16 protein-coding genes are annotated in these 19,944 nt (G+C 65.3%); 8 read left to right on the forward strand and 8 right to left on the reverse strand.

The window, feature by feature from the left end:
* Positions 1 to 801, forward strand: a complete 801-nt coding sequence (locus MFF62_RS18885) for a BPSS1780 family membrane protein (protein ID WP_238264652.1) — start codon at positions 1 to 3, stop codon at positions 799 to 801.
* 71 nt (positions 802 to 872) lie between these two features.
* On the opposite strand, the gene MFF62_RS18890 is transcribed toward MFF62_RS18885, so the two are convergent.
* Positions 873 to 3,233 (reverse strand): UvrD-helicase domain-containing protein, encoded by a 2,361-nt coding sequence (locus MFF62_RS18890; protein WP_238264653.1) that lies wholly within the window; start codon positions 3,231 to 3,233, stop codon positions 873 to 875.
* A 218-nt stretch (positions 3,234 to 3,451) separates the two neighbouring features.
* Between MFF62_RS18890 and MFF62_RS18895 the strand changes: the two genes are divergently transcribed.
* Positions 3,452 to 6,319 carry a valine--tRNA ligase gene (locus tag MFF62_RS18895; RefSeq protein ID WP_238264654.1) on the forward strand — a complete coding sequence of 956 codons (2,868 nt, stop codon included), beginning with the start codon at positions 3,452 to 3,454 and terminating at the stop codon, positions 6,317 to 6,319.
* Positions 6,320 to 6,422: 103 nt separating this feature from the next.
* On the forward strand, positions 6,423 to 7,298 hold the full coding sequence (gene galU, locus MFF62_RS18900; protein ID WP_238264655.1) for a UTP--glucose-1-phosphate uridylyltransferase GalU: 876 nt from the start codon (positions 6,423 to 6,425) through the stop codon (positions 7,296 to 7,298).
* Positions 7,299 to 7,373: 75 nt separating this feature from the next.
* On the opposite strand, the gene MFF62_RS18905 is transcribed toward galU, so the two are convergent.
* The 6 genes from MFF62_RS18905 to MFF62_RS18930 form a co-directional block, all read right to left on the reverse strand.
* A complete protein-coding gene (locus MFF62_RS18905; RefSeq protein ID WP_238264656.1) occupies positions 7,374 to 7,601 on the reverse strand; it encodes a sulfurtransferase TusA family protein in 228 nt (75 codons plus the stop codon).
* Between the two features lie 12 nt (positions 7,602 to 7,613).
* A complete protein-coding gene (locus MFF62_RS18910; protein ID WP_238264657.1) occupies positions 7,614 to 8,210 on the reverse strand; it encodes an NUDIX domain-containing protein in 597 nt (198 codons plus the stop codon).
* A gap of 56 nt (positions 8,211 to 8,266) precedes the next feature.
* Positions 8,267 to 9,295: a threonine aldolase family protein gene (locus tag MFF62_RS18915; protein WP_238264758.1), complete on the reverse strand. Its 1,029-nt coding sequence runs from the start codon at positions 9,293 to 9,295 to the stop codon at positions 8,267 to 8,269.
* A 42-nt stretch (positions 9,296 to 9,337) separates the two neighbouring features.
* Positions 9,338 to 9,526 (reverse strand): 4-oxalocrotonate tautomerase, encoded by a 189-nt coding sequence (locus tag MFF62_RS18920; protein WP_238264658.1) that lies wholly within the window; start codon positions 9,524 to 9,526, stop codon positions 9,338 to 9,340.
* A 35-nt stretch (positions 9,527 to 9,561) separates the two neighbouring features.
* A complete protein-coding gene (locus MFF62_RS18925; protein ID WP_238264659.1) occupies positions 9,562 to 10,335 on the reverse strand; it encodes a class II aldolase/adducin family protein in 774 nt (257 codons plus the stop codon).
* 87 nt (positions 10,336 to 10,422) lie between these two features.
* The gene (locus MFF62_RS18930) at positions 10,423 to 11,658 is read right to left on the reverse strand and encodes a YbfB/YjiJ family MFS transporter (RefSeq protein ID WP_238264660.1); all 1,236 of its coding nucleotides are present in this window, start codon (positions 11,656 to 11,658) and stop codon (positions 10,423 to 10,425) included.
* A gap of 133 nt (positions 11,659 to 11,791) precedes the next feature.
* Here MFF62_RS18930 and MFF62_RS18935 point away from each other — a divergent pair, with 133 nt between their 5' ends.
* The 3 genes from MFF62_RS18935 (at position 11,792) to MFF62_RS18945 (ending at position 14,996) form a co-directional block, all read left to right on the forward strand.
* Positions 11,792 to 12,679 (forward strand): LysR family transcriptional regulator, encoded by an 888-nt coding sequence (locus tag MFF62_RS18935; protein WP_238264759.1) that lies wholly within the window; start codon positions 11,792 to 11,794, stop codon positions 12,677 to 12,679.
* Between the two features lie 88 nt (positions 12,680 to 12,767).
* Entirely contained in the window at positions 12,768 to 14,216 is a 1,449-nt protein-coding gene (locus MFF62_RS18940; protein WP_238264661.1) for an NfeD family protein, read from the forward strand.
* 18 nt (positions 14,217 to 14,234) lie between these two features.
* Positions 14,235 to 14,996 (forward strand): slipin family protein, encoded by a 762-nt coding sequence (locus MFF62_RS18945; RefSeq protein ID WP_238264662.1) that lies wholly within the window; start codon positions 14,235 to 14,237, stop codon positions 14,994 to 14,996.
* 295 nt (positions 14,997 to 15,291) lie between these two features.
* Here the strand turns inward: MFF62_RS18945 and alaS are convergent, their stop codons facing one another.
* Positions 15,292 to 17,916 (reverse strand): alanine--tRNA ligase, encoded by a 2,625-nt coding sequence (alaS, locus tag MFF62_RS18950; RefSeq protein WP_238264663.1) that lies wholly within the window; start codon positions 17,914 to 17,916, stop codon positions 15,292 to 15,294.
* Between the two features lie 249 nt (positions 17,917 to 18,165).
* On the opposite strand from alaS, the gene MFF62_RS18955 reads away from it, so the two are divergent.
* The gene (locus MFF62_RS18955) at positions 18,166 to 19,386 is read left to right on the forward strand and encodes a CaiB/BaiF CoA transferase family protein (protein WP_238264664.1); all 1,221 of its coding nucleotides are present in this window, start codon (positions 18,166 to 18,168) and stop codon (positions 19,384 to 19,386) included.
* A gap of 90 nt (positions 19,387 to 19,476) precedes the next feature.
* On the forward strand, positions 19,477 to 19,932 hold the full coding sequence (locus MFF62_RS18960; protein WP_238264665.1) for a DUF2214 family protein: 456 nt from the start codon (positions 19,477 to 19,479) through the stop codon (positions 19,930 to 19,932).
* Positions 19,933 to 19,944: the final 12 nt, after the last annotated feature.

The following is a 19,944-nucleotide window of genomic DNA, read 5'->3' on the forward strand; positions in this document are numbered from 1 at the left end:
ATGCAACTACTGGAAGTTTCCGCCAAGGAAGGCTACGTCTGGCTGCGCCAGGGCATCTGGCTGTTCCGCAAGAATCCGCTTGCGTTCCTGATGCTGCTGTTCATCTACCTGATCGCCGCCCAGCTGGCGATCTTCGTGCCGCTGTTCGGCATCATCGCGCTGCTGGTCTTCACGCCCGGACTGAACGTGGGCGTGATGACGGCGTGCCGCGAAGTCATCCAGAACAAGCGCGTACTGCCCACCATTCTGCTGGCCGGGTTCCGGGCCAATGGCAAGCAGGCGTCGCGCCATCTGCTGGTGTTGGGCGGCATCTATGCGGCGCTGGTCTTCACGCTGAGCCTGATCGCCACGACCGTGGTCGATATCGGCGCGGTGGCGCCGTTCGTGCTGAGAGGCGAGGATCCGTCGCCCGAGGCAATCCGGCAGCTCTACTTCGCGCTGCTGATTGGCGCCCTGCTCTACACCCCGGTGGCGATGCTGTTCTGGTTCGCGCCGTTGCTGGCGGCATGGCATCAGGTGCCGCCGGTCAAGGCGCTGTTCTTCAGCTGGACCGCCTGCTGGCGCAACCGTGGCGCGTTCTTCACGTACGCGCTGCTGTTTGCCGTGCTGCTGGTGGCAGTGCCGCTGTTCCTGGAGACGGTGTTCTCGGCGCTGGGTGCCCAGGCCGTGCTGTCGTTCCTGGTGACGCCGTATTCGCTGCTGATGCTGGCGGTGCTGTACTGCTCGTTCTATGCCACGTATCGTGGCTGCTTCAATATCGTGCCGCCTGGTGAGGCGGCCGACGGCACGGCGCAAGCCTGAAGTCGTTCGTAAAGTCGTTCGCGCCCGGCCTTCCCGTTGCGGGAGCCGGGCGTCGCCTGGGCATCCGCCCTTCAGTCGATCGGGTCCAGCTTCGCTACCGCCAGGGCCAGCCACTTGACGCCGTGGCGCTTGAAATCGATATTGGCGCGCGCATCGGCACCCTCGCCTTCCAGCGCCTTGATCTTCCCTTCGCCGAACTTCGTGTGGAACACGTTCTGCCCCACACGGAAGCCCGTGGCCGCCGCGCGCTTTTCTTCCGCGTAGCTCTTCTTTCCCGTATCCATGCCGCCGGTGGGCTTGCTGCCCGTGTACGGCACGTCCTCGGCGCGCTTGAACCAGTCGCGGCCCCAGGCGCTGTCGCGCTCCTGGCGCGTCACGCCCTGGTTGCCATACGATGACTGGCCGCCTAGCGGCGTGATCCACTTCAGCGCTTCTTCGGGCAGTTCCTCGAAGAAGCGCGAACGCACGTGGTAGCGCATCTGGCCATGCAGCACGCGGCTCTGGGCGAAAGACAGGTACAGCCGCTCGCGGGCACGCGTGATGGCCACATACATCAGCCGGCGTTCTTCCTCCAGGCCATCGGCCTCCATGGCGCTGTTCTCGTGCGGGAACAGGCCCTCTTCCAGCCCGGTGATGAACACCGCATTGAATTCCAGGCCCTTGGCGGCGTGGACGGTCATCATCTGCACCGCGTCCTGCCCCGCCTGCGCCTGGTTGTCGCCCGCTTCCAGCGACGCGTGGGTCAGGAAGGCCACCAACGGGGTCATCACCACCGGAAGCTGCTCCGGGTCCAGCACCTGCTGGTCCTGGTCGCCCTGCGCCAGCGCCGGCACGGCGTCGCGCCCCACCGGCAGCACGCGTGCCAGCGCGTCGAGGCCGTAGCCGTCTTCCATGACGAAGGCCTGCGCCGCCGTCACCAGTTCCTGCAAGTTCTCGATGCGGTCCTGGCCTTCCTTGTCGGCCTGGTAGTGCGTGATCAGTCCGCTGGTATTGGTCACGTACTCGACGGTCTGCGGCAGCGTCATGCGGCTGGTTTCGGCGCGCATCTGCTCGATCAGGCGCACGAAAGCGGCCAGCGAGCTACCGCCCTTGCCGGCCACGTAAGGCACGGCCTCGGCCAGCGAGCAGTTGTACTGGCGCGCTGCGTCCTGCAGGTTTTCCAGCGTCTTGGCGCCGATGCCGCGCGTCGGGAAGTTCACCACCCGGCCAAACGCGGCATCGTTGCGCGGATTCTCGATCAGTTGCAGGTAGGCCAGCGCGTGCTTGACTTCCAGACGCTCGAAGAAGCGCAGGCCGCCATAGACGCGGTACGGAATGCCGGACGAGAACAGCGCGTGCTCGATCACCCGCGACTGGGCGTTGCTGCGGTACAGGATGGCGATTTCCGCGCGCGTCACGCCCTGGGCGATCTGGTCGCGGATTTCCTCGACGATCCAGGACGCTTCCTGCCCGTCGGAGCCAGCCTGGAACACGCGCACCGGTTCGCCGTGCCCGGCATCGGTGCGCAGGTTCTTGCCCAGCCGGCGCGCGTTGTGGGCGATCAGGTGGTTCGCGCTGTCCAGGATATGCCCGTGCGAGCGATAGTTCTGCTCCAGCTTGATCAGATGCCGAACACGGAATTCCTGCTCGAAATCGCGCATGTTGCCGACGTTGGCACCCCGAAACGCGTAGATGCTCTGGTCGTCGTCGCCCACGGCGAACACTGCAGCCGTATTGCCCGTGCCGTAGCCGGCCAGCAGCTTGAGCCAGCGGTACTGCAGCACGTTGGTGTCCTGGAATTCGTCGACCAGCACGTGGCGGAAGCGGTGCTGGTAGTGCTGGCGGATCGCGTCGTTGTAGCGCAGCAGTTCGTAGCAGCGCAGTAGCAGTTCGGCGAAGTCGACCACACCTTCGCGCTGGCACTGTTCGTCGTAGGCCGCGTACAGATCGACGAAGCGGCGGTTGAAATCGTCGTTGGCCTCGACGTCCGCCGGGCGCAGCCCCTGTTCCTTGGCGTTGTTGATGAAGTACTGCACGCTCTTGGCCGGGTACTTCTCGTCGTCGACGTTCAGCTGCTTGAGCAGTCGCTTGAGGGCCGAAAGCTGGTCCTGGGTGTCCAGGATGGCAAAGGTCTGGGGCAGCCCGGCATCGCGAAAGTGCGCCCGCAGCATCCGGTTGCACAGCCCGTGGAACGTGCCGATCCACATGCCGCGCGTATTGATGGGCAGCATCGACGACAGCCGCGTCTGCATTTCCTTGGCGGCCTTGTTCGTGAAGGTCACGGCCAGGATACCGGCCGGCGACACGCGCCCGTTCTGGATCAGCCAGGCGATGCGGGTGGTCAGCACGCGGGTCTTGCCACTGCCCGCCCCGGCCAGGATCAGGCCCGGTTCATCCGGCAAAGTGACGGCGGCGAGTTGTTCGGCGTTGAGATTGGCAAGCAGGCTGGACATCGGATCGGGGCCGGTAAATTAGCCGGCAATTATACCGGCGGCCACCGGCCCGAATCCGTCACGAGACCCCGCCGGGGGGCGCCTGGGGGCCCAAATGCCCACCGGCACGCCGGCTCCCCTATAATTTGACGTTTTCCCGGCCGTGCGCCGTGGCGCCTGCGCGCCGTTGCCGGCCCCGGGCCCTGTCCAGTCTCCCACGCATCCCAAGACATCCGAGCATGACCGCAGAAGACCAGTCCCTCGCCAAGAGCTTCGAACCCGCCGCCATCGAGGCGAAATGGGGCCCAGAATGGGAGCGCCGCGGCATCGCCCAGCCCACTTTCGACCCGAATCGCCCTGATTTCGCCATCCAGCTGCCGCCGCCCAATGTGACCGGCACGCTGCACATGGGCCACGCGTTCAACCAGACGATCATGGACGGCCTGGCGCGCCATGCGCGCATGCGCGGCGCCAACACGCTGTGGGTGCCGGGCACCGACCACGCCGGTATCGCCACGCAGATCGTGGTGGAACGCCAGCTCGAGGCGCAGGGCGTGTCGCGCCATGACCTGGGCCGCGAGAAGTTCACCGAGAAGGTCTGGGCCTGGAAGGAAGAGTCGGGTTCCACCATCACGCGCCAGGTGCGCCGCATGGGGGCATCGATCGACTGGACGCGTGAGTACTTCACGATGTCGCCCGAGATGTCGAAGGCCGTGACCGAGGTGTTCGTGCGCCTGTACGAGCAGGGCCTGATCTACCGTGGCAAGCGCCTGGTGAACTGGGATCCGGTGCTGGGCACGGCCGTGTCCGACCTGGAAGTGGACAGCGTCGAGGAAGAAGGCTCGCTCTGGCACATCCACTACCCGCTGGCCGAGCCCGACACCGTGCGCGGCCTGACCCACCTGACCGTGGCCACCACGCGCCCCGAGACGATGCTGGGCGATACGGCCGTGATGGTGCACCCCGAGGACGAGCGCTACGCGCACCTGATCGGCAAGTTCGTGCACCTGCCGTTGACCGATCGCAAGATCCCGGTGATTGCCGACGAATACGTCGACCGCGAGTTCGGCACCGGCGTGGTCAAGGTGACCCCGGGCCACGACTTCAACGACTACGCCGTTGGTCAGCGCCATAACCTGCCCCAACTGTCGATCCTGACGCTGGACGCGAAGATCGTGGCCGATGCCCCGGCCGCCTACGCCGGCATGGACCGTTTCGACGCCCGCAAGCAGATGGTCGACGACCTGAAGACGCAGGGCCTGCTGGGCGAGGTCAAGAAGCACAAGCTGATGGTGCCGCGCAGCGAGCGCACCAGCAGCGTGATCGAGCCGATGCTGACCGATCAGTGGTTCGTCGCCATGAGCAAGCCGGCGCCGGAAGGCACGTTCTATCCGGGCCGGTCGATCGCCGACGTGGCGCTGGACGCCGTGCAGAGCGGCGAGATCAAGCTCGTGCCCGAGAACTGGAACAGCACCTACAACCAGTGGCTAGCCAACATCCAGGACTGGTGTATCAGCCGCCAACTGTGGTGGGGCCATCAGATCCCAGCCTGGTACGACGAAGCCGGCAAGGTGTTCGTGGCACGCACCGAGGAAGAAGCCCTCGCCAAGGCCCAGGCGGCCGGCAGCACGGGCGCGCTGCGCCGCGAGGAAGACGTGCTGGACACGTGGTTCTCGTCCGCGCTGGTTCCGTTCTCGTCGCTGGGCTGGCCCGCGGAAACGCCGGAGCTCAAGCACTTCCTGCCGTCGTCGGTGCTGGTGACCGGCTACGACATCATCTTCTTCTGGGTGGCGCGCATGGTCATGATGACCAAGCACTTCACCGGCCAGGTGCCGTTCCACACCGTGTACGTGCACGGCCTGGTGCGCGACTCCGAAGGCAAGAAGATGAGCAAGTCCGAGGGCAACACGCTCGACCCGGTGGACCTGATCGACGGGATCGAACTGGACCCGCTGCTCAAGAAGCGCACCACGGGCCTGCGTCGTCCGAAGGATGCGCCGAAGATCGAGGCCAAGACGAAGAAGGAATTCCCGGACGGCATTCCGGCCTTCGGCGCCGACGCGCTGCGCTTCACGTTTGCGTCGCTGGCCACGCTGGGCCGCAACATCAATTTCGATACGGGCCGCTGCGAGGGTTACCGCAACTTCTGCAACAAGCTCTGGAACGCCACGCGTTTCGTGCTGATGAACACCGAGGGCCAAGATTGCGGCATGGGCCCGTGCAACGACGACTGCGGCCCGGACGGCTACCTGCATTTCTCGCAGGCCGACCGCTGGATCGTGTCGCTGCTGCAGCGCGTGGAAACCGAAGTCGAAAAGGGATTCAACGAATACCGCTTCGACAATATCGCCAGCGCGATCTACAAATTCGTCTGGGACGAATACTGCGACTGGTACCTGGAACTGGCCAAGGTGCAGATTCAGACCGGTACGCCGGCGCAACAGCGCGCCACGCGCCGCACGCTGCTGCGCGTGCTGGAAACCGTGCTGCGCCTGGCCCACCCGGTCATTCCGTTCATCACCGAGGAACTGTGGCAGAAGGTGGCTCCCCTGGCCGACCGCGCCAAGGGCGACGGCAGCGAAACCATCGCCACGCAGCCGTATCCGCTGCCGGCCGTGGCCAAGATCGACGAAGCCGCCGAAGCCTGGGTTGCGCAACTGAAGGCTCTGGTGGACGCTTGCCGCAACCTGCGTGGCGAGATGAACATCTCGCCGGCCCAGCGCATTCCGCTCTATGCGCACGGCGACAGCGCGTTCCTGAAGGAAGCCGCGGCGCAGGTGCAGGCGCTTGCGAAACTTTCCGAGGTCAAGGTGTTCGAAGACGAGACCGAGCTGCAACGCGAGGGGGCTGGCGCCCCGGTGGCCATCGTCGGCAACAATCACCTGCTGCTCAAGATCGAGATCGACGTGGTGGCAGAACGCGCCCGCCTGTCGAAGGAAGTTGAGCGGATCGCGGGCGAGATCGGAAAGTGTCGTGGCAAACTCTCCAACGAGAGCTTTGTTGCCAAGGCTCCTCCGGCCGTCGTGGCACAGGAAACCCAGCGTCTGTCGGATTTCGAGCAGATGCTGGCCAAGCTGCAGGATCAACTACAGCGTCTGCCGTCCTGAAGTGACGGTCTCGCCCGTCCGGCGATGTAAGTCGGACGGAGCCTGACAGACGACCTTCCCCACGTGCGGCACGGTATTACACCGGATTGAAAAGGAAGCTGAAATGGAAAACCGCGTCACCAAGGCCGTCTTTCCCGTTGCCGGGCTAGGCACACGTTTCTTGCCCGCCACCAAGGCGAGCCCCAAGGAAATGCTGCCAGTGGTGGACAAGCCGCTGATCCAGTACGCCGTGGAAGAAGCCATCGCCGCGGGCATCAACGAAATGATCTTTGTCACGGGCCGCTCCAAGCGCGCCATCGAGGATCATTTCGACAAGGCCTACGAGCTGGAAATGGAGCTGGAAGCCAAGAACAAGCAGGCTCTGCTCGATGTCGTGCGGTCCATCAAGCCGAAGGACGTGGAGTGTTTCTACGTGCGCCAGCCCGAAGCGCTGGGCCTGGGCCATGCAGTGCTGTGCGCCGCCCGCCTGGTTGGCGATGCACCGTTCGCGGTGATGCTGGCCGATGACCTGCTCGACGGCGAAAGCAACGAGCCCGTGATGAAGCAGATGGTGGATATCTACAACCACTACAACTGCTCCGTGCTGGGCGTCGAGGAAATCTCCCCCGAACAAAGCCGTTCCTATGGCGTGGTCGATGGCCGCGAATGGGACGAACGCGTGATCAAGATGTCCGGCATCATCGAGAAGCCGGCGCCCGAGAATGCCCCGTCGAACCTTGGCGTGGTGGGCCGCTACATCCTGACGCCGCGCATTTTCGAACACATCCGCCAGCTCAAGCCGGGCGCCGGCGGCGAGTTCCAGCTCACTGACGCCATCCAGGCCATGCTGGACCAGGAGCAGGTGCTGGCCTATCGCTACAAGGGCGTGCGCTACGACTGCGGCAGCAAGCTCGGCTACCTGAAGGCCACCGTGGAGTTTGCCCTCAAGCACCCGGAAGTCCGCGACGAATTCAGTTCGTACCTGGCACAGCGCGGCTGATGGTCTGAGTGCGCTGGCTTCGGGCCATAAAAAAACCGCCTCTTCGTGAGGCGGTTTTTTTATGTGCGTGCTCGTTCAGCGGCGCTTCATGAAGAACACGAACACCTTGTCCACTTCGGCGTGCGAAAGCAGTTCGTTGCCGGTCTGCTTGGCGAATGCCTGGAAGTCGCGCGTGGCGCCGGGGTCGGTGGCCAGGACCTTGAGCACCTCGCCGCTGGCCATATCGGCCAGTGCCTTCTTGGTCCGCAGGATCGGCAGCGGGCAATTCAGGCCGCGTGCATCCACTTCTTTCTGGAAGTCCATTCCTCTCACCTTCTATTTCTGATTGATGCCGTATTGTAGCGAAGCGCTGACCAGGCCAAAGTCGGTGGGCCGGCGCGGGTCCGGGATGTCCTCGCCGGTGGCGCGGTCGAAGAAGCGTACCGGCATGCCTCGGCGCTCGAGGAAGTCGGCCACGGCAAACCCGGTGCCGGCGTTCCAGATCCGCATGTTCTCCGGTGCCACGAGCTTGTACTCGGCCAGTTCCTCCGACAACCTGATGTCCCCTTCGGCGCGTACGTGATAGGCGATGATCAGTTCATTCTTGCGCATGAACTCGTAGACGCCGATCAGCGACGCCGACACCGTGTCGAGATTGGTCTCTTCTTTCAGCTCGCGCGCCACGCCTAGTTCCGGCGTTTCGTCGCGCTCCATGAATCCGGTAACCAGCGCGAACATCTTCTCTGGCCACGCGGCGTTGCGCGCCAGCAGCAGTTTCCCTTCGTACTCGACCACGGCAGCCAGCACCGGCAGCGGGTTGTCCCAATGTACGAAGCCGCAGCCGTCCTGCACGCAGGCATGACGAAAGCGCCCGGACATCGGCAGGTGCTCAAGCTCCGCGCCGCATTGGGGGCAGAATCGATAGGGTTGCATCGTGGGGGCTCCTGAGTTTTCTGGTTATCGTCGTGGGCAGTCTGGCAAATTAGCCATCAGCCGCACGCGGCACGAATATCGGCGGCGAACGCCTCGACCGTTTCCGGCTGCAGGTCCCACGCGCACATCAGCCGGCAGCCGCCCGCGCCAATGAACGTGTAGAACAGCCAGCCCTTGGCGCGCAGCGTTTCGATAGCCGGCAGCGGCAGCTCGGCAAACACGGCGTTGGCGTCTGTGGGGAACATGATGCGAACGCCCGGCACATCGGCGATGCGCTGCGCCAGCAGCGTCGCCATCGCATTGGCATGGCGCCCGTTCTTGAGCCACACATCGTTTTCCAGCATGCCAAGCCACGGCGCCGAGATGAAACGCATCTTGGACGCCAGGTGACCGGCCTGCTTGACCCGGTACGCAAAATCCTCGGCCAGCCGGCGATCGAAGAACACCACGGCCTCGCCCACGGGCAAGCCGTTCTTGGTGCCGCCGAAACACAGCACGTCCACGCCGGCGCGCCAGGTGATTTCGGACGGATGCACGCCCAGCGACGCCACGGCGTTGGCAAAACGCGCGCCATCCATATGCACGCGCAATTGGCGGCGCTTGGCGATGGCGGCAATGGCGCGCACTTCGTCCACGGTGTAGACCGTACCCACCTCGGTGGCCTGCGTCAGCGATACCACGCGCGGCTTCGGGTAGTGAATGTCCGTGCGGCGCGTGACCAGTTGCTCCACGGCATCGGGCGTGAGCTTGCCGTTCTCGCCGGCAGCGGTCAGCAGCTTCGAGCCGTTGGAGAAGAACTGCGGCGCGCCGCATTCGTCCGTCTCGATATGCGCCAGCTCGTGGCAGATCACCGAGTGGTACGACTGGCACAGCGACGACAGCGCCAACGAATTGGCGGCCGTGCCGTTGAAGACGAAGAAGACCTCGCAATCGGTCTGGAACAGGTCGCGAATGCGATCGCACACCTTTTGCGTCCAACTATCGTCGCCGTAGGCTTTCTCGTGGCCGGTGGCGTTGGCCTCAAGAAAGTACTTCAGCGATTCCGGGCAAAAGCCCGCGTAGTTGTCGGAGGCGAACTGCTGCATGGTGGAAACTGCGGAGGTCATCGGTTCAAGCCTTACCCTGGATTACTTCTTGTCGAGCCAGAGCTCACCGCCGGTGGCCCAGTTCTCTTTCTTGATGTCGGTGATGATGATGTCGACGGCGCCGGCCGAGCAGCCCAGCGTCTCGCACGTGACGCGCGTGATTTCCTCGACGAACTTGCGCTTCTGGTCAACAGTACGGCCTTCGAACATCTCTACGTGAAACGTGGGCATTGCATGACTCCTTTGGTCTTTGGTATTGATGTTGTTCAGTCTTTGTAGGTGGGATCGATTCTGTCGAGCCGGCGCAGCAGCGCGGGCCACTCCATCACGCCCTCGATCGCGCCATCGTCGAAAAGCTGCAGCGAGGTCTTGTCCGCAATGGCCGGCGGCGGCTGAACGGTGCCGCTGCCAAGCTGGGCACCAAGCTGGATCTCGCACGCCTTGATCAGCGTGGCCATCAGTACATAGGCCTCCGCCACGGTGCGCCCCACGGTTAGTGTGCCGTGATTGCGCAGCAGCATGGCTGGATGATCGCCCAGCGACGCCGTCAGGCGCGCGCCCTCGGCTGGCGTGAAAGCCAGGCCCTCGTAGTCGTGGTAGGCCATCCGGCCATGAAAGCGCAACGCGTGCTGCGACAGCGGCAGCAGGCCGTCGGCCTGCGCGGACACCGCAATGCCGGCCGTGTTGTGCAGGTGCATCACGCAATGCGCATCAGGGCGCGCCGCGTGCACGGCCGCATGCAGTGCAAAGCCTGTGACGTTCACCGGATGCACGGTTTCGCCGACCACCTCGCCGCGACCGTTGATCTTGACCAGGTCCGAGGCGCGGATTTCGTCGAACGCGAAGCCGAAGGGATTGATCAGGAAGTGATCGGGCTCGCCGGGCACGACGGCCGAGATATGGGTGTAGATCAGGTCGTCCCAGCGCTCCAGCGCGGCCAGCCGGTAGGCGGCGGCCAGATCCACGCGCACGCGCGCTTCCTGCGGGCTGATGGGCAGGGCCGGGCCGGCGGCGCGCCCGGGCTGCAAGGCAAAAGACATGGGGCTTGGCTTTCGCGCCGCCCTGCAGCGCCGGCGCGGGTGCGGCCAGGTCGAGTGAGCGGCAAAGCCGATACTGTAGCGCAGTCGCTAGCGCGGCGTGTGTCCGGCCATCGGCATCGTGCGCCACATCCACAGATAGATCAGCGCCCCGGCAAGCAGCGCCAGCGCCGCCACGCCCAGCGACGCGCCAAAGCCGCCGGTGCGCGCCACCAGTGCGGTGGCCAACGGCGGCCCGGCAATCTGGCCGATGGCGTACGCAGCGGTCATCAGGCCGATCAGCCTGGACGCCCGCGCGCCCCACAGGCGCCGGGCCTCGCGCATCGCAAACGACACCAGCGCCGTGAACGGCAACCCCACCAGCAGGCTGCTCAGCGCAAAGCCGGTCACGGTGGGCCACACCGCCGCCACCGCCACGCCCACCGCCTGCAGCGTGTACAGGACCATCATCATGCGGCGATTGTCGTGATGCATGCCCACGCGCGTCACCAGCCACGCGCCCACTGCCACGCCGGCACCGAGGATCGGCCAGAACAGATCGGCCCAGACGCTGCCCGGCATGGCGTGCCGGGCAATGACCGGCAGGAATGTGGCCGTGATGATGTAGCCGAAGCCAGCCAGCCCATACGCCAGCGTCAGCGCCCAGGTTTCCAGATTGAGCTTGGGCTCTGGGGCCGGCCCGGCTGCCGCCGCCATGCTGGCCGCCGCGCCGTGCGGGGCCGGCGCCGGCGAGCCATAGACACGCCACACCGGCAGCAACAGCAACGCACCGAGGATGGTGAACGTCACCCAGCCCCAGTTTGCCTGCCAGTGCGCCCCGACCATGGCAAACGCCGAGAGACCGGTCACGACGATGCCGATGCCCGGGCCGCAGAACATCAGGCCGCCAAGCGTCGGGTGCCCGAGTTCGGCCAGCCGCTGCATGCACCACGCGGTGCCATAGACCATCACCAGCGCGCTGGCGATACCGGCCAGCGTGCGCCAGGCCAGCCAGGCCGGCATGCCGCCAGGCAGCGCCATCGCCAGCGTCAGGATCACCGTCAGCGCCAGCGCGCCGCGCACCATCCGCACGGGATCGGGCCGGATGAACAGGCAGAGCACGGCACCCGCCAGGTAGCCGATGTAGTTCAGCGTGGCCAGGGCGCTGCCCTCGGCCAGCGTCACCGTGCCGTCGTGCAGCATCATCGGCAGCAACGGGGTAAAGGCGAAGCGGCCGATGCCCATTGCCAGGGCCAGCGAAACCAGTCCGGCCAGCGCCACGGCCAAGGGCCCGGCCGTCTGGCGGGCAGTCGGTACGGCTGGAACATCAAGGTCGGCCAGGGGCATTTGGGATATCGGATTGGGGGGCATCGGCAAGTCTGGAGCAATCGCACATTGTTGGCTATGCTATGCGCGAATGATCCATCACGAAAAATGAATAATTGAGATGTAATCCATCTTGATTCAAGGAGGTATGGCAATGGACCTGTCGGCGCTTGAGATTTTTCGCACCGTGGTGGAGGCAGGTGGCATCACACGCGCCGCCGAGCGGCTGCATCGCGTGCAGTCGAACGTGACCACGCGGATTCGGCAACTCGAACAGTCGCTGGGCGTTGAGCTGTTTGTGCGCGACGGCCGGCGCATGGTGCTCACGCCGGCCGGCCAGACCCTGTTCGACTATGCGTGCCGCATCCTGCAACTGTCGGAAGAGGCGCGGCACGCCGTGCAGCCCGCGCGTCCGCAAGGCCGGTTGCGGATTGCGTCGATGGAAAGCACCGCCGCCAGCCGGCTGCCCAACATCCTGGCGGCCTATCACCAGGACTGGCCCGACGTGGAACTGGAGCTGGTGACGCTGATTACGCGCCAGGCGCTGGATGCAGTGCGCCGGTTCGAGGTGGACTGCGCCTTCGTGGCCGAACCGCTGGGCGACACCGACCTGATGAGCCAGCCGGCGTTCGAGGAAGAACTGGTGATTGTTTCCAGCACGAGCCACCGGCCAATCCGCTCCCCCGACGATGTCGAGCGTGCCACGCTGCTGGCTTTCGAAACCGGCTGCAACTACCGCACCCGCTTCGAGCAGTGGTTTGGCCAGCGCGGCCGGGACATGAAGCGCGTGATCCAGCTTGGCTCGTATCACGCCATCGTGACCTGCGCGGCGGCCGGCATTGGCGTGGCCATCGTCCCGCGCTCGGTCCTGGCGCTCTATCGCAACCTGCCGCCGATTGGCATCCACCCGCTGGGCGACACCGGACGCGTCACCACCGTTCTGACGTGGCACCCGTCGATGAACAGCGCCGCGCTGACCGCCCTGGCCGACCGGCTGAGCATCGCCACCGAAGCAGTGCAGGCTACCCGCGCGGTGGCCTGACGCCACACGCATCACCATGCAGGATGTGGCCGGTCGCCTACACTGAAAGTGGCGCGGTCACGGCATACACGGCGGGCCGCGCTCCGCCATGACACACGCGTTTGCGCTGCACCGCACCGTGCCTCACACCAGGCATTGGGTGCACTGGCTTGCGCTGGCCTGCCTGAGCCTGGCCTGGCTGGCAATATCCGGCGCGGCCGCCCAGCCCGCCTCCCCTGCTTCTTCCGCTTCCGCGCCGGCCGCCGCCCCGGTGTACGTGATTCCCGTGCAAGGCGCCATCGGCCCGGCCAGTGCCAGTTTTGCCGTGCGCGGCATCGAGCGGGCGCGCAAGCAGGGGGCGCAGTTGATCGTGCTCGAAATAGATACGCCCGGCGGCCTGGACAAATCGATGCGCGATATCATCCAGGCCATCCTGGCGTCGCCGGTACCCCTGGCCACCTACGTCTATCCCAGCGGCGCCCGGGCTGCCAGCGCCGGCACTTACATCCTCTATGCCAGCCATGTGGCGGCAATGGCGCCCGGCACCAACCTGGGCGCGGCAAGCCCCGTGGCAATCGGCATCGGTGGCTCCAAGCCTGAGGCCGGCCCTGCGCCAGCCTCGGCCCCCGCCAGCGCACCCGCGGGCGAGGACACGATGACCCGCAAGCAGATGCACGATGCCTCTGCCTATATCCGCGGGCTGGCGCAGCTTCGGCACCGCAATGCCGAATGGGGCGAACGCGCGGTACGCGAGGCCGTCAGCCTGTCCGCCGACGAAGCCGTGGCGCAGAAGGTAGCGGACCTCGTGGCGCCCGACCTGCCTGCCCTTCTAAAACATCTCGACGGCAAGAAGATCGAGGCAGCTGGCGCCACGCGCACCCTGCACACGGCCGGGGCGCCCGTCGTCAGGATGGAACCCGACTGGCGTAGCCGCCTGCTGGCCGTCATCACGGACCCCAGCGTGGCGCTGATCCTGATGATGATCGGCATCTACGGCCTGATCTTCGAGTTCTCCACACCGGGCATGGTGGTGCCGGGCATCGTCGGCGCCATCTGCCTGCTGCTGGGCCTGTTCGCGTTGCAGATGCTGCCCGTCAACTATGCGGGCCTGGCCCTGATTGCATTCGGCGTGGCGTGCATGGTCGCCGAACTGTTCCTGCCGACCTTTGGCGCGGTGGGCATTGGCGGCATCGTGGCGTTCGCGTTCGGGGCGGTGATGCTGATCGATACCGACGTACCGGGCTTTGGTGTGCCGCTATCGTTGATCGGCGCGCTGTGCGGTCTCTCTGCGGTGTTCCTGTTCGGCATGTCGGCACTGCTGCTGCGCGCACGGCGGCGCCCGGTGGTCAGCGGCGCGGACACGCTGGTGGGCAGCGTCGGCGTGGTGGTTGACGCCGTCGATGCCATCGACACCGACGATATGGGCAACGGCTGGGCCATGGTGCATGGCGAGCAATGGCGCGTCCGCAGCAACGGCCCGCTGGCACGCGGCCAGCCCGTGCGCGTGACCGGGCGTCACGGCCTGGTACTGGACGTCACTTCGATGCAAGACGCCTGACACGACAAGGAGCCCGACATGGCATTCGGATTCAGCTTCGGTGGACTGATCTTCCTGCTCGTACTGCTGGTGGTGGCCGCGTTCCGCGTGCTGCGCGAGTACGAGCGTGGCGTGGTGTTCATGCTGGGCCGCTTCTGGCGCGTCAAGGGGCCAGGCCTGGTGCTGATCATTCCCGCTGTCCAGCAGATGGTGCGGGTGGACCTGCGCACCGTGGTGCTCGATGTGCCGCCACAGGACGTGATCTCGCACGACAATGTGTCGGTCAAGGTCAATGCGGTGGTCTATTTCCGCGTGGTGGACCCCGAACGCGCCATCATCCAGGTGGCCAACTTCCTGGAAGCCACCAGCCAGCTGTCGCAGACCACGCTGCGCTCGGTGCTGGGCAAGCACGAGCTAGACGAGATGCTGGCCGAGCGCGAAAAACTCAATCTCGATATCCAGAAGGTGCTCGACGCACAGACCGATGCCTGGGGCATCAAGGTGTCGAATGTGGAAATCAAGCACGTGGACATCAACGAGTCGATGGTCCGCGCTATCGCCCGCCAGGCCGAGGCCGAGCGCGAACGGCGCGCCAAGATCATCCATGCCGAGGGCGAACTGCAGGCGTCGGAAAAACTGCTCGAAGCCGCGCAGATGCTCGCCCGCCAACCCCAGGCCATGCAACTGCGCTATCTCCAGACTCTGACGCAGATCGCGGGCGACAAGAGCTCGACAATCGTGTTTCCATTGCCGATCGACATCGTGTCGGCATTGACGGGGGGAAGTGGAAAACAGTCTTGATCGCCATCACGGCAGCCTTGCATGACTTTGCGTATCAATACGTTTTTCATCACTACCTTGAACAGAACCTAAGGGGGTAACGTGCCAACACTCGTTAAATACACGCTCGATGACATATCACGCCACTGGAGGATCCTGTTCGCGATCCTGAAGGTCTTCAGCTTTGCGGCGGCTTGCCTGTTGATCTGGACTATTTTCAACATGACGATCAGGCACTAGCAAACCTGGCCACCAAAGAAAAAGCGCCTGCTGTTGCAGGCGCTTTTTGTTACTCAGTCGGATGGAGTCAGCGAACTCAGACCTTCGCCGACACCCACTCCGTCACGCCGGCCAGGGCCTTCGGCAGACCCAACGGGTCGGTGCCACCGGCCTGGGCCATGTCCGGACGGCCGCCGCCCTTGCCGCCCACTTGCTGGGCGACGAAGTTGACCAGTTCACCGGCCTTCACCTTCGACGTGGCGTCGGCAGTCACGCCGGCGATCAGGCTGACCTTGCCGTCGGCAACTGCGGCCAGCACGATGGCGGCGCTCTGCAGCTTGTCCTTGAGCTTGTCCATCGTTTCGCGCAGCGTCTTGACGTCGGCGCCTTCGAGCTGGGCAGCCAGCACCTTCAGGCCCTTGACGTCCACAGCTTGCGACACGAGTTCGTCGCCTTGCGACGACGCCAGCTTGCTCTTGAGCTTTTCGAGTTCCTTTTCCAGCGTGCGCACCTGCTCCTGCACCTGGCCGATACGCGGCACCAGCTCGGTCGGCTGGGCGCGCAGCGCGGCAGCGGCTTCGTTCAGGCGTGCATCGAGCGCTTGCAGGTAGTGCAGCGCGTTGTCGCCGGTGATGGCTTCCACGCGACGGATGCCCGCGGCCACGCCGGCCTCGACCACGATCTTGAACAGGCCGATATCGCCTGTGCGCGTCACGTGCGTGCCGCCGCAGAGTTCCTTCGAGGTACCGATCGACAGCACGCGCACGTCGTCGGCGTACTTCTCGCCGAACAGTGCCATGGCACCGCTCTTGACCGCATCGTCGAACGGCATGACGGCTGCCACGGTGGGCGCGTTGGCCAGGATCTCGGCGTTGACGATTTCCTCGATCTGGCGGATCTGGTCGTCGGTCACCGGCGCGTTGTGCGAGAAGTCGAAGCGCGTCTTGTCGGCATCGACCAGCGAACCCTTCTGCTGCACGTGGCTGCCCAGCACTTCGCGAAGCGCCTTGTGCATCAGGTGCGTGGCCGAGTGGTTGCGCACGGTGCGACCGCGACGGATCGCGTCGACCTGCGCCGCTACGGCATCGCCCACCTTGAGCACGCCGTTGGCCAGCGTGCCCTGGTGGCCGAACACGTCGGCCTGGATCTTCGTGGTGTCGGACACGGTGAAGACGGCGGGGCCTGCCACCAGCGTGCCCTGGTCGCCCGCCTGGCCACCGGATTCGGCGTAGAACGGCGTGTTGTCGAGCACGACCACGCCGGTCTGGCCCGGCTGCATCGTGTCGACCGATGCGCCATCGACGTACAGCGCGGTCACGCGCACGCCTTCCATGCTCAGCGCGTCATAGCCGTGGAACACGGTCTTGTCGCCCGTGTATTCCAGGCCGGCGGCCATCTTGAACTTGCCTGCGGCGCGGGCCTGTTCGCGCTGGCGGGTCATCGCGGCGTCGAACGCGGCTTCGTCCACCGTGATCTCCTGCTCGCGTGCCACGTCCTGCGTCAGGTCCAGCGGGAAGCCGAACGTGTCGTGCAGCTTGAACGCCAGTTCGCCATCCAGCACCTTGCCGCCCTTGGTCTTCAGATCGGCCACGGCGCCGTCCAGGATCGACATGCCGTTCTCGATGGTCTCGAAGAAGCGTTCTTCCTCGGCCTTGAGCACTTCCATCACGCGGTTTTCGGCGTCGGCCAGTTCCGGGTAGGCCTCGCCCATCTGTGCCACCAGGTCAGCCACGAGCTTGTGGAAGAACGGCGTCTTCGTGCCCAGCTTGTAGCCATGGCGGATGGCGCGGCGCACGATGCGGCGCAGCACGTAGCCGCGGCCTTCGTTGCCCGGGATCACGCCGTCGACGATCAGGAACGAGCAGGCGCGGATATGGTCGGCAATGACCTTCAGCGAATTCTGGTTCAGGTTGTCGCACTTCGTTTCACGTGCGGCGGCCTTGATCAGCGCCTGGAACAGGTCGATCTCGTAGTTGCTGTGCACGTGCTGCAGCACCGCGGCAATGCGCTCCAGACCCATGCCGGTATCCACGCACGGCTTGGGCAGGCGCGTCATGTTGCCCTGCTCGTCGCGGTTGAACTGCATGAACACCAGGTTCCAGATCTCGATGTAGCGGTCGCCATCTTCTTCCGGCGATCCCGGCGGGCCACCCCAAACTTCCGGACCGTGGTCGTAGAAGATTTCCGAGCACGGGCCGCACGGGCCGGTGTCGGCCATCTGCCAGAAGTTGTCCGATGCGTAGCGCGCGCCCTTGTTGTCGCCGATGCGCACGATGCGGTCGGTCGGCACGCCCACTTCCTTGGCCCAGATGTCGTACGCCTCGTCATCCTCGGCATACACCGTCACCCACAGCTTTTCGGCCGGCAGCTGGTAGACCTTGGTCAGCAGTTCCCAGGCGTACTGGATGGCTTCGCGCTTGAAGTAGTCGCCGAACGAGAAGTTGCCCAGCATTTCGAAGAACGTGTGGTGACGTGCGGTGTAACCCACATTCTCGAGATCGTTGTGCTTGCCGCCGGCGCGGACCGAGCGCTGCGACGACGTGGCGCGCGAGTACGGACGCTTGTCGGTGCCCAGGAACACGTCCTTGAACTGCACCATGCCCGAATTGGTGAACAGCAGCGTCGGGTCGTTCGCCGGCACCAGGCTGGACGAGCGGACCACGGTATGGCCCTTCGACTCGTAGAACTGCAGGAACTTGCTGCGGATGTCGGAGACTTTCATGTTGTATCGGGCGCCTCCCGCGTCGTGGCAGGGCGCGGTGAGTCAGGTTGGATTTGCAAACCGTTGATTATACGGGGAAGCCCCGCCCCGGGGCACTGGGGCGAGGCGGCCATGTTGGGGCAACGCCGCGCCGGCGCCAGCTGTCCGGTTATCGCCCACGGAACACCGGGCCCCGCGCCGGCCCCAGGGCAACGGCGCGGACGCCGGTGATAGAGTGCTGGCTCCTCAGACCTGCCAGCCTTGTCCGCCATGGGTGCCCTCAGCCATCTCCGCGTTCTCGACCTTACCCGCGTGCTCGCGGGCCCCTGGTGCGCCCAGAATCTTGCCGATTTCGGTGCCGACGTGATCAAGATCGAGCGCCCGGGCGCCGGTGACGACACCCGCATCTGGGGCCCGCCCTGGCTCAAGACGCCCGACGGGCGCGACACCGCCGAGGCCGCCTACTACCTGGCCGCCAACCGCAACAAGCGCTCGGTGACCTGCGACATCAGCACGCCCGAAGGCCAGCAACTGGTGCGCGAGCTGGCCGCGCAGAGCGACGTGGTGCTGGAAAACTACAAGGTTGGCCAACTGAAGAAGTATGGCCTGGATTATGAATCGCTCAAGGCCGTCAAACCGGACCTGATCTACTGCTCGGTCACCGGCTTCGGCCAGACCGGCCCCTACGCCCAGCGTCCCGGCTACGACTTCATCATCCAGGGCATGGGCGGCTTCATGAGCCTGACCGGCGAGCGCGACGACCTGCCCGGCGGTGGCCCGCAAAAGGCCGGCGTGGCAATCTCCGACCTGATGACGGGCCAGTACGCCACCATCGCCGTGATGGCCGCGCTGTCCCACCGTGACCGCACCGGCGAAGGCCAGTACATCGACATGGCACTGCTGGACGTGCAGGTGTCGATGCTGGCCAACATGAACACGAACTACCTGGCCAGCGGCGAGGCGCCCCGGCGCTGGGGCAATGCCCACCCGAACATCGTGCCCTACCAGACCTTCCACGCGGCCGACGGCTGGATCATCGTGGCGGTTGGCAACGACGGCCAGTTCCGCAAGTTCGTCACCGCCGGCGGCCGCCCCGAGCTGGCCGACGATCCCCGCTTTGCCACCAATCCGCAGCGCGTGGCGCACCGCGACGACCTGGTGCCGCTGCTGGCCGAAATGGTGGCGCCGCGCACGCGCGAGCAGTGGATCCTGGACCTGGAGCGCGCCGGCGTGCCGTGCGGCCCGATCAACACCCTGGACGAAGTCTTTGACAACGAACAGGTGGTGGCGCGCGGCCTGCGCGTGGACCTGCCCCACCCCACGGGCGGCACGGTCAAGCTGGTGGGCAGCCCTATGAAGATGAGCGCCACCCCGCCCGAGGCGCTGCGGCACCCGCCGTTGCTTGGGGAGCACACCGATGTGGTGCTTGGCGAGACACTCGGCTACAGTGCCGAACACATCGCCGCCCTGCGTGCCAAGGGTGTTGTCTGACGTCGGAATCCGACCAGATATTGACCGCGCCTGCCTTTGGCGGGCGCCCGGGCCGGTGATCATGACGCTTTTCCATTCCTAGGAGAATGCATGCTGACCGACGCCTTGCTCGCGTTCCTGCACTTCACGGCCATCTTCATCCTGATCACGCTGATGGCCGCCGAGGCCGTGGTCCTGCGCCCGGACATGACCCCGGCCGTCGTACGCCGCCTGTCGATCTACGACGCGATCTACTTCATTTCGGCGATGGTCACGCTGGCCACCGGCCTGCTGCGGCTGTTCTACGGCGCCAAGGGCGTGGATTTCTATATCCACAACCCGTGGTTCCACGCCAAGATGACCGTGTTCGTGGTCATCGCGCTGTGCTCGCTGCCACCCACGTTCATGTTCTCCAAATGGCGCAAGCAGGCAAAGCGCTTGCCAGAATTCGTTCCCGCGCCGGCCGAGATCAAGAAAGCCCGCCGCTGGGTCATGATCGAGGCCCATCTGGTGATCCTGCTGCCGTTGTGCGCCGTGATGATGGCGCGCGGCATCGGCATCCGCTGACCTACGCCGCAC

It is taken from the genome of Cupriavidus pauculus (assembly GCF_022179805.1).
In the GTDB taxonomy this organism is placed as follows: domain Bacteria; phylum Pseudomonadota; class Gammaproteobacteria; order Burkholderiales; family Burkholderiaceae; genus Cupriavidus; species Cupriavidus pauculus_E.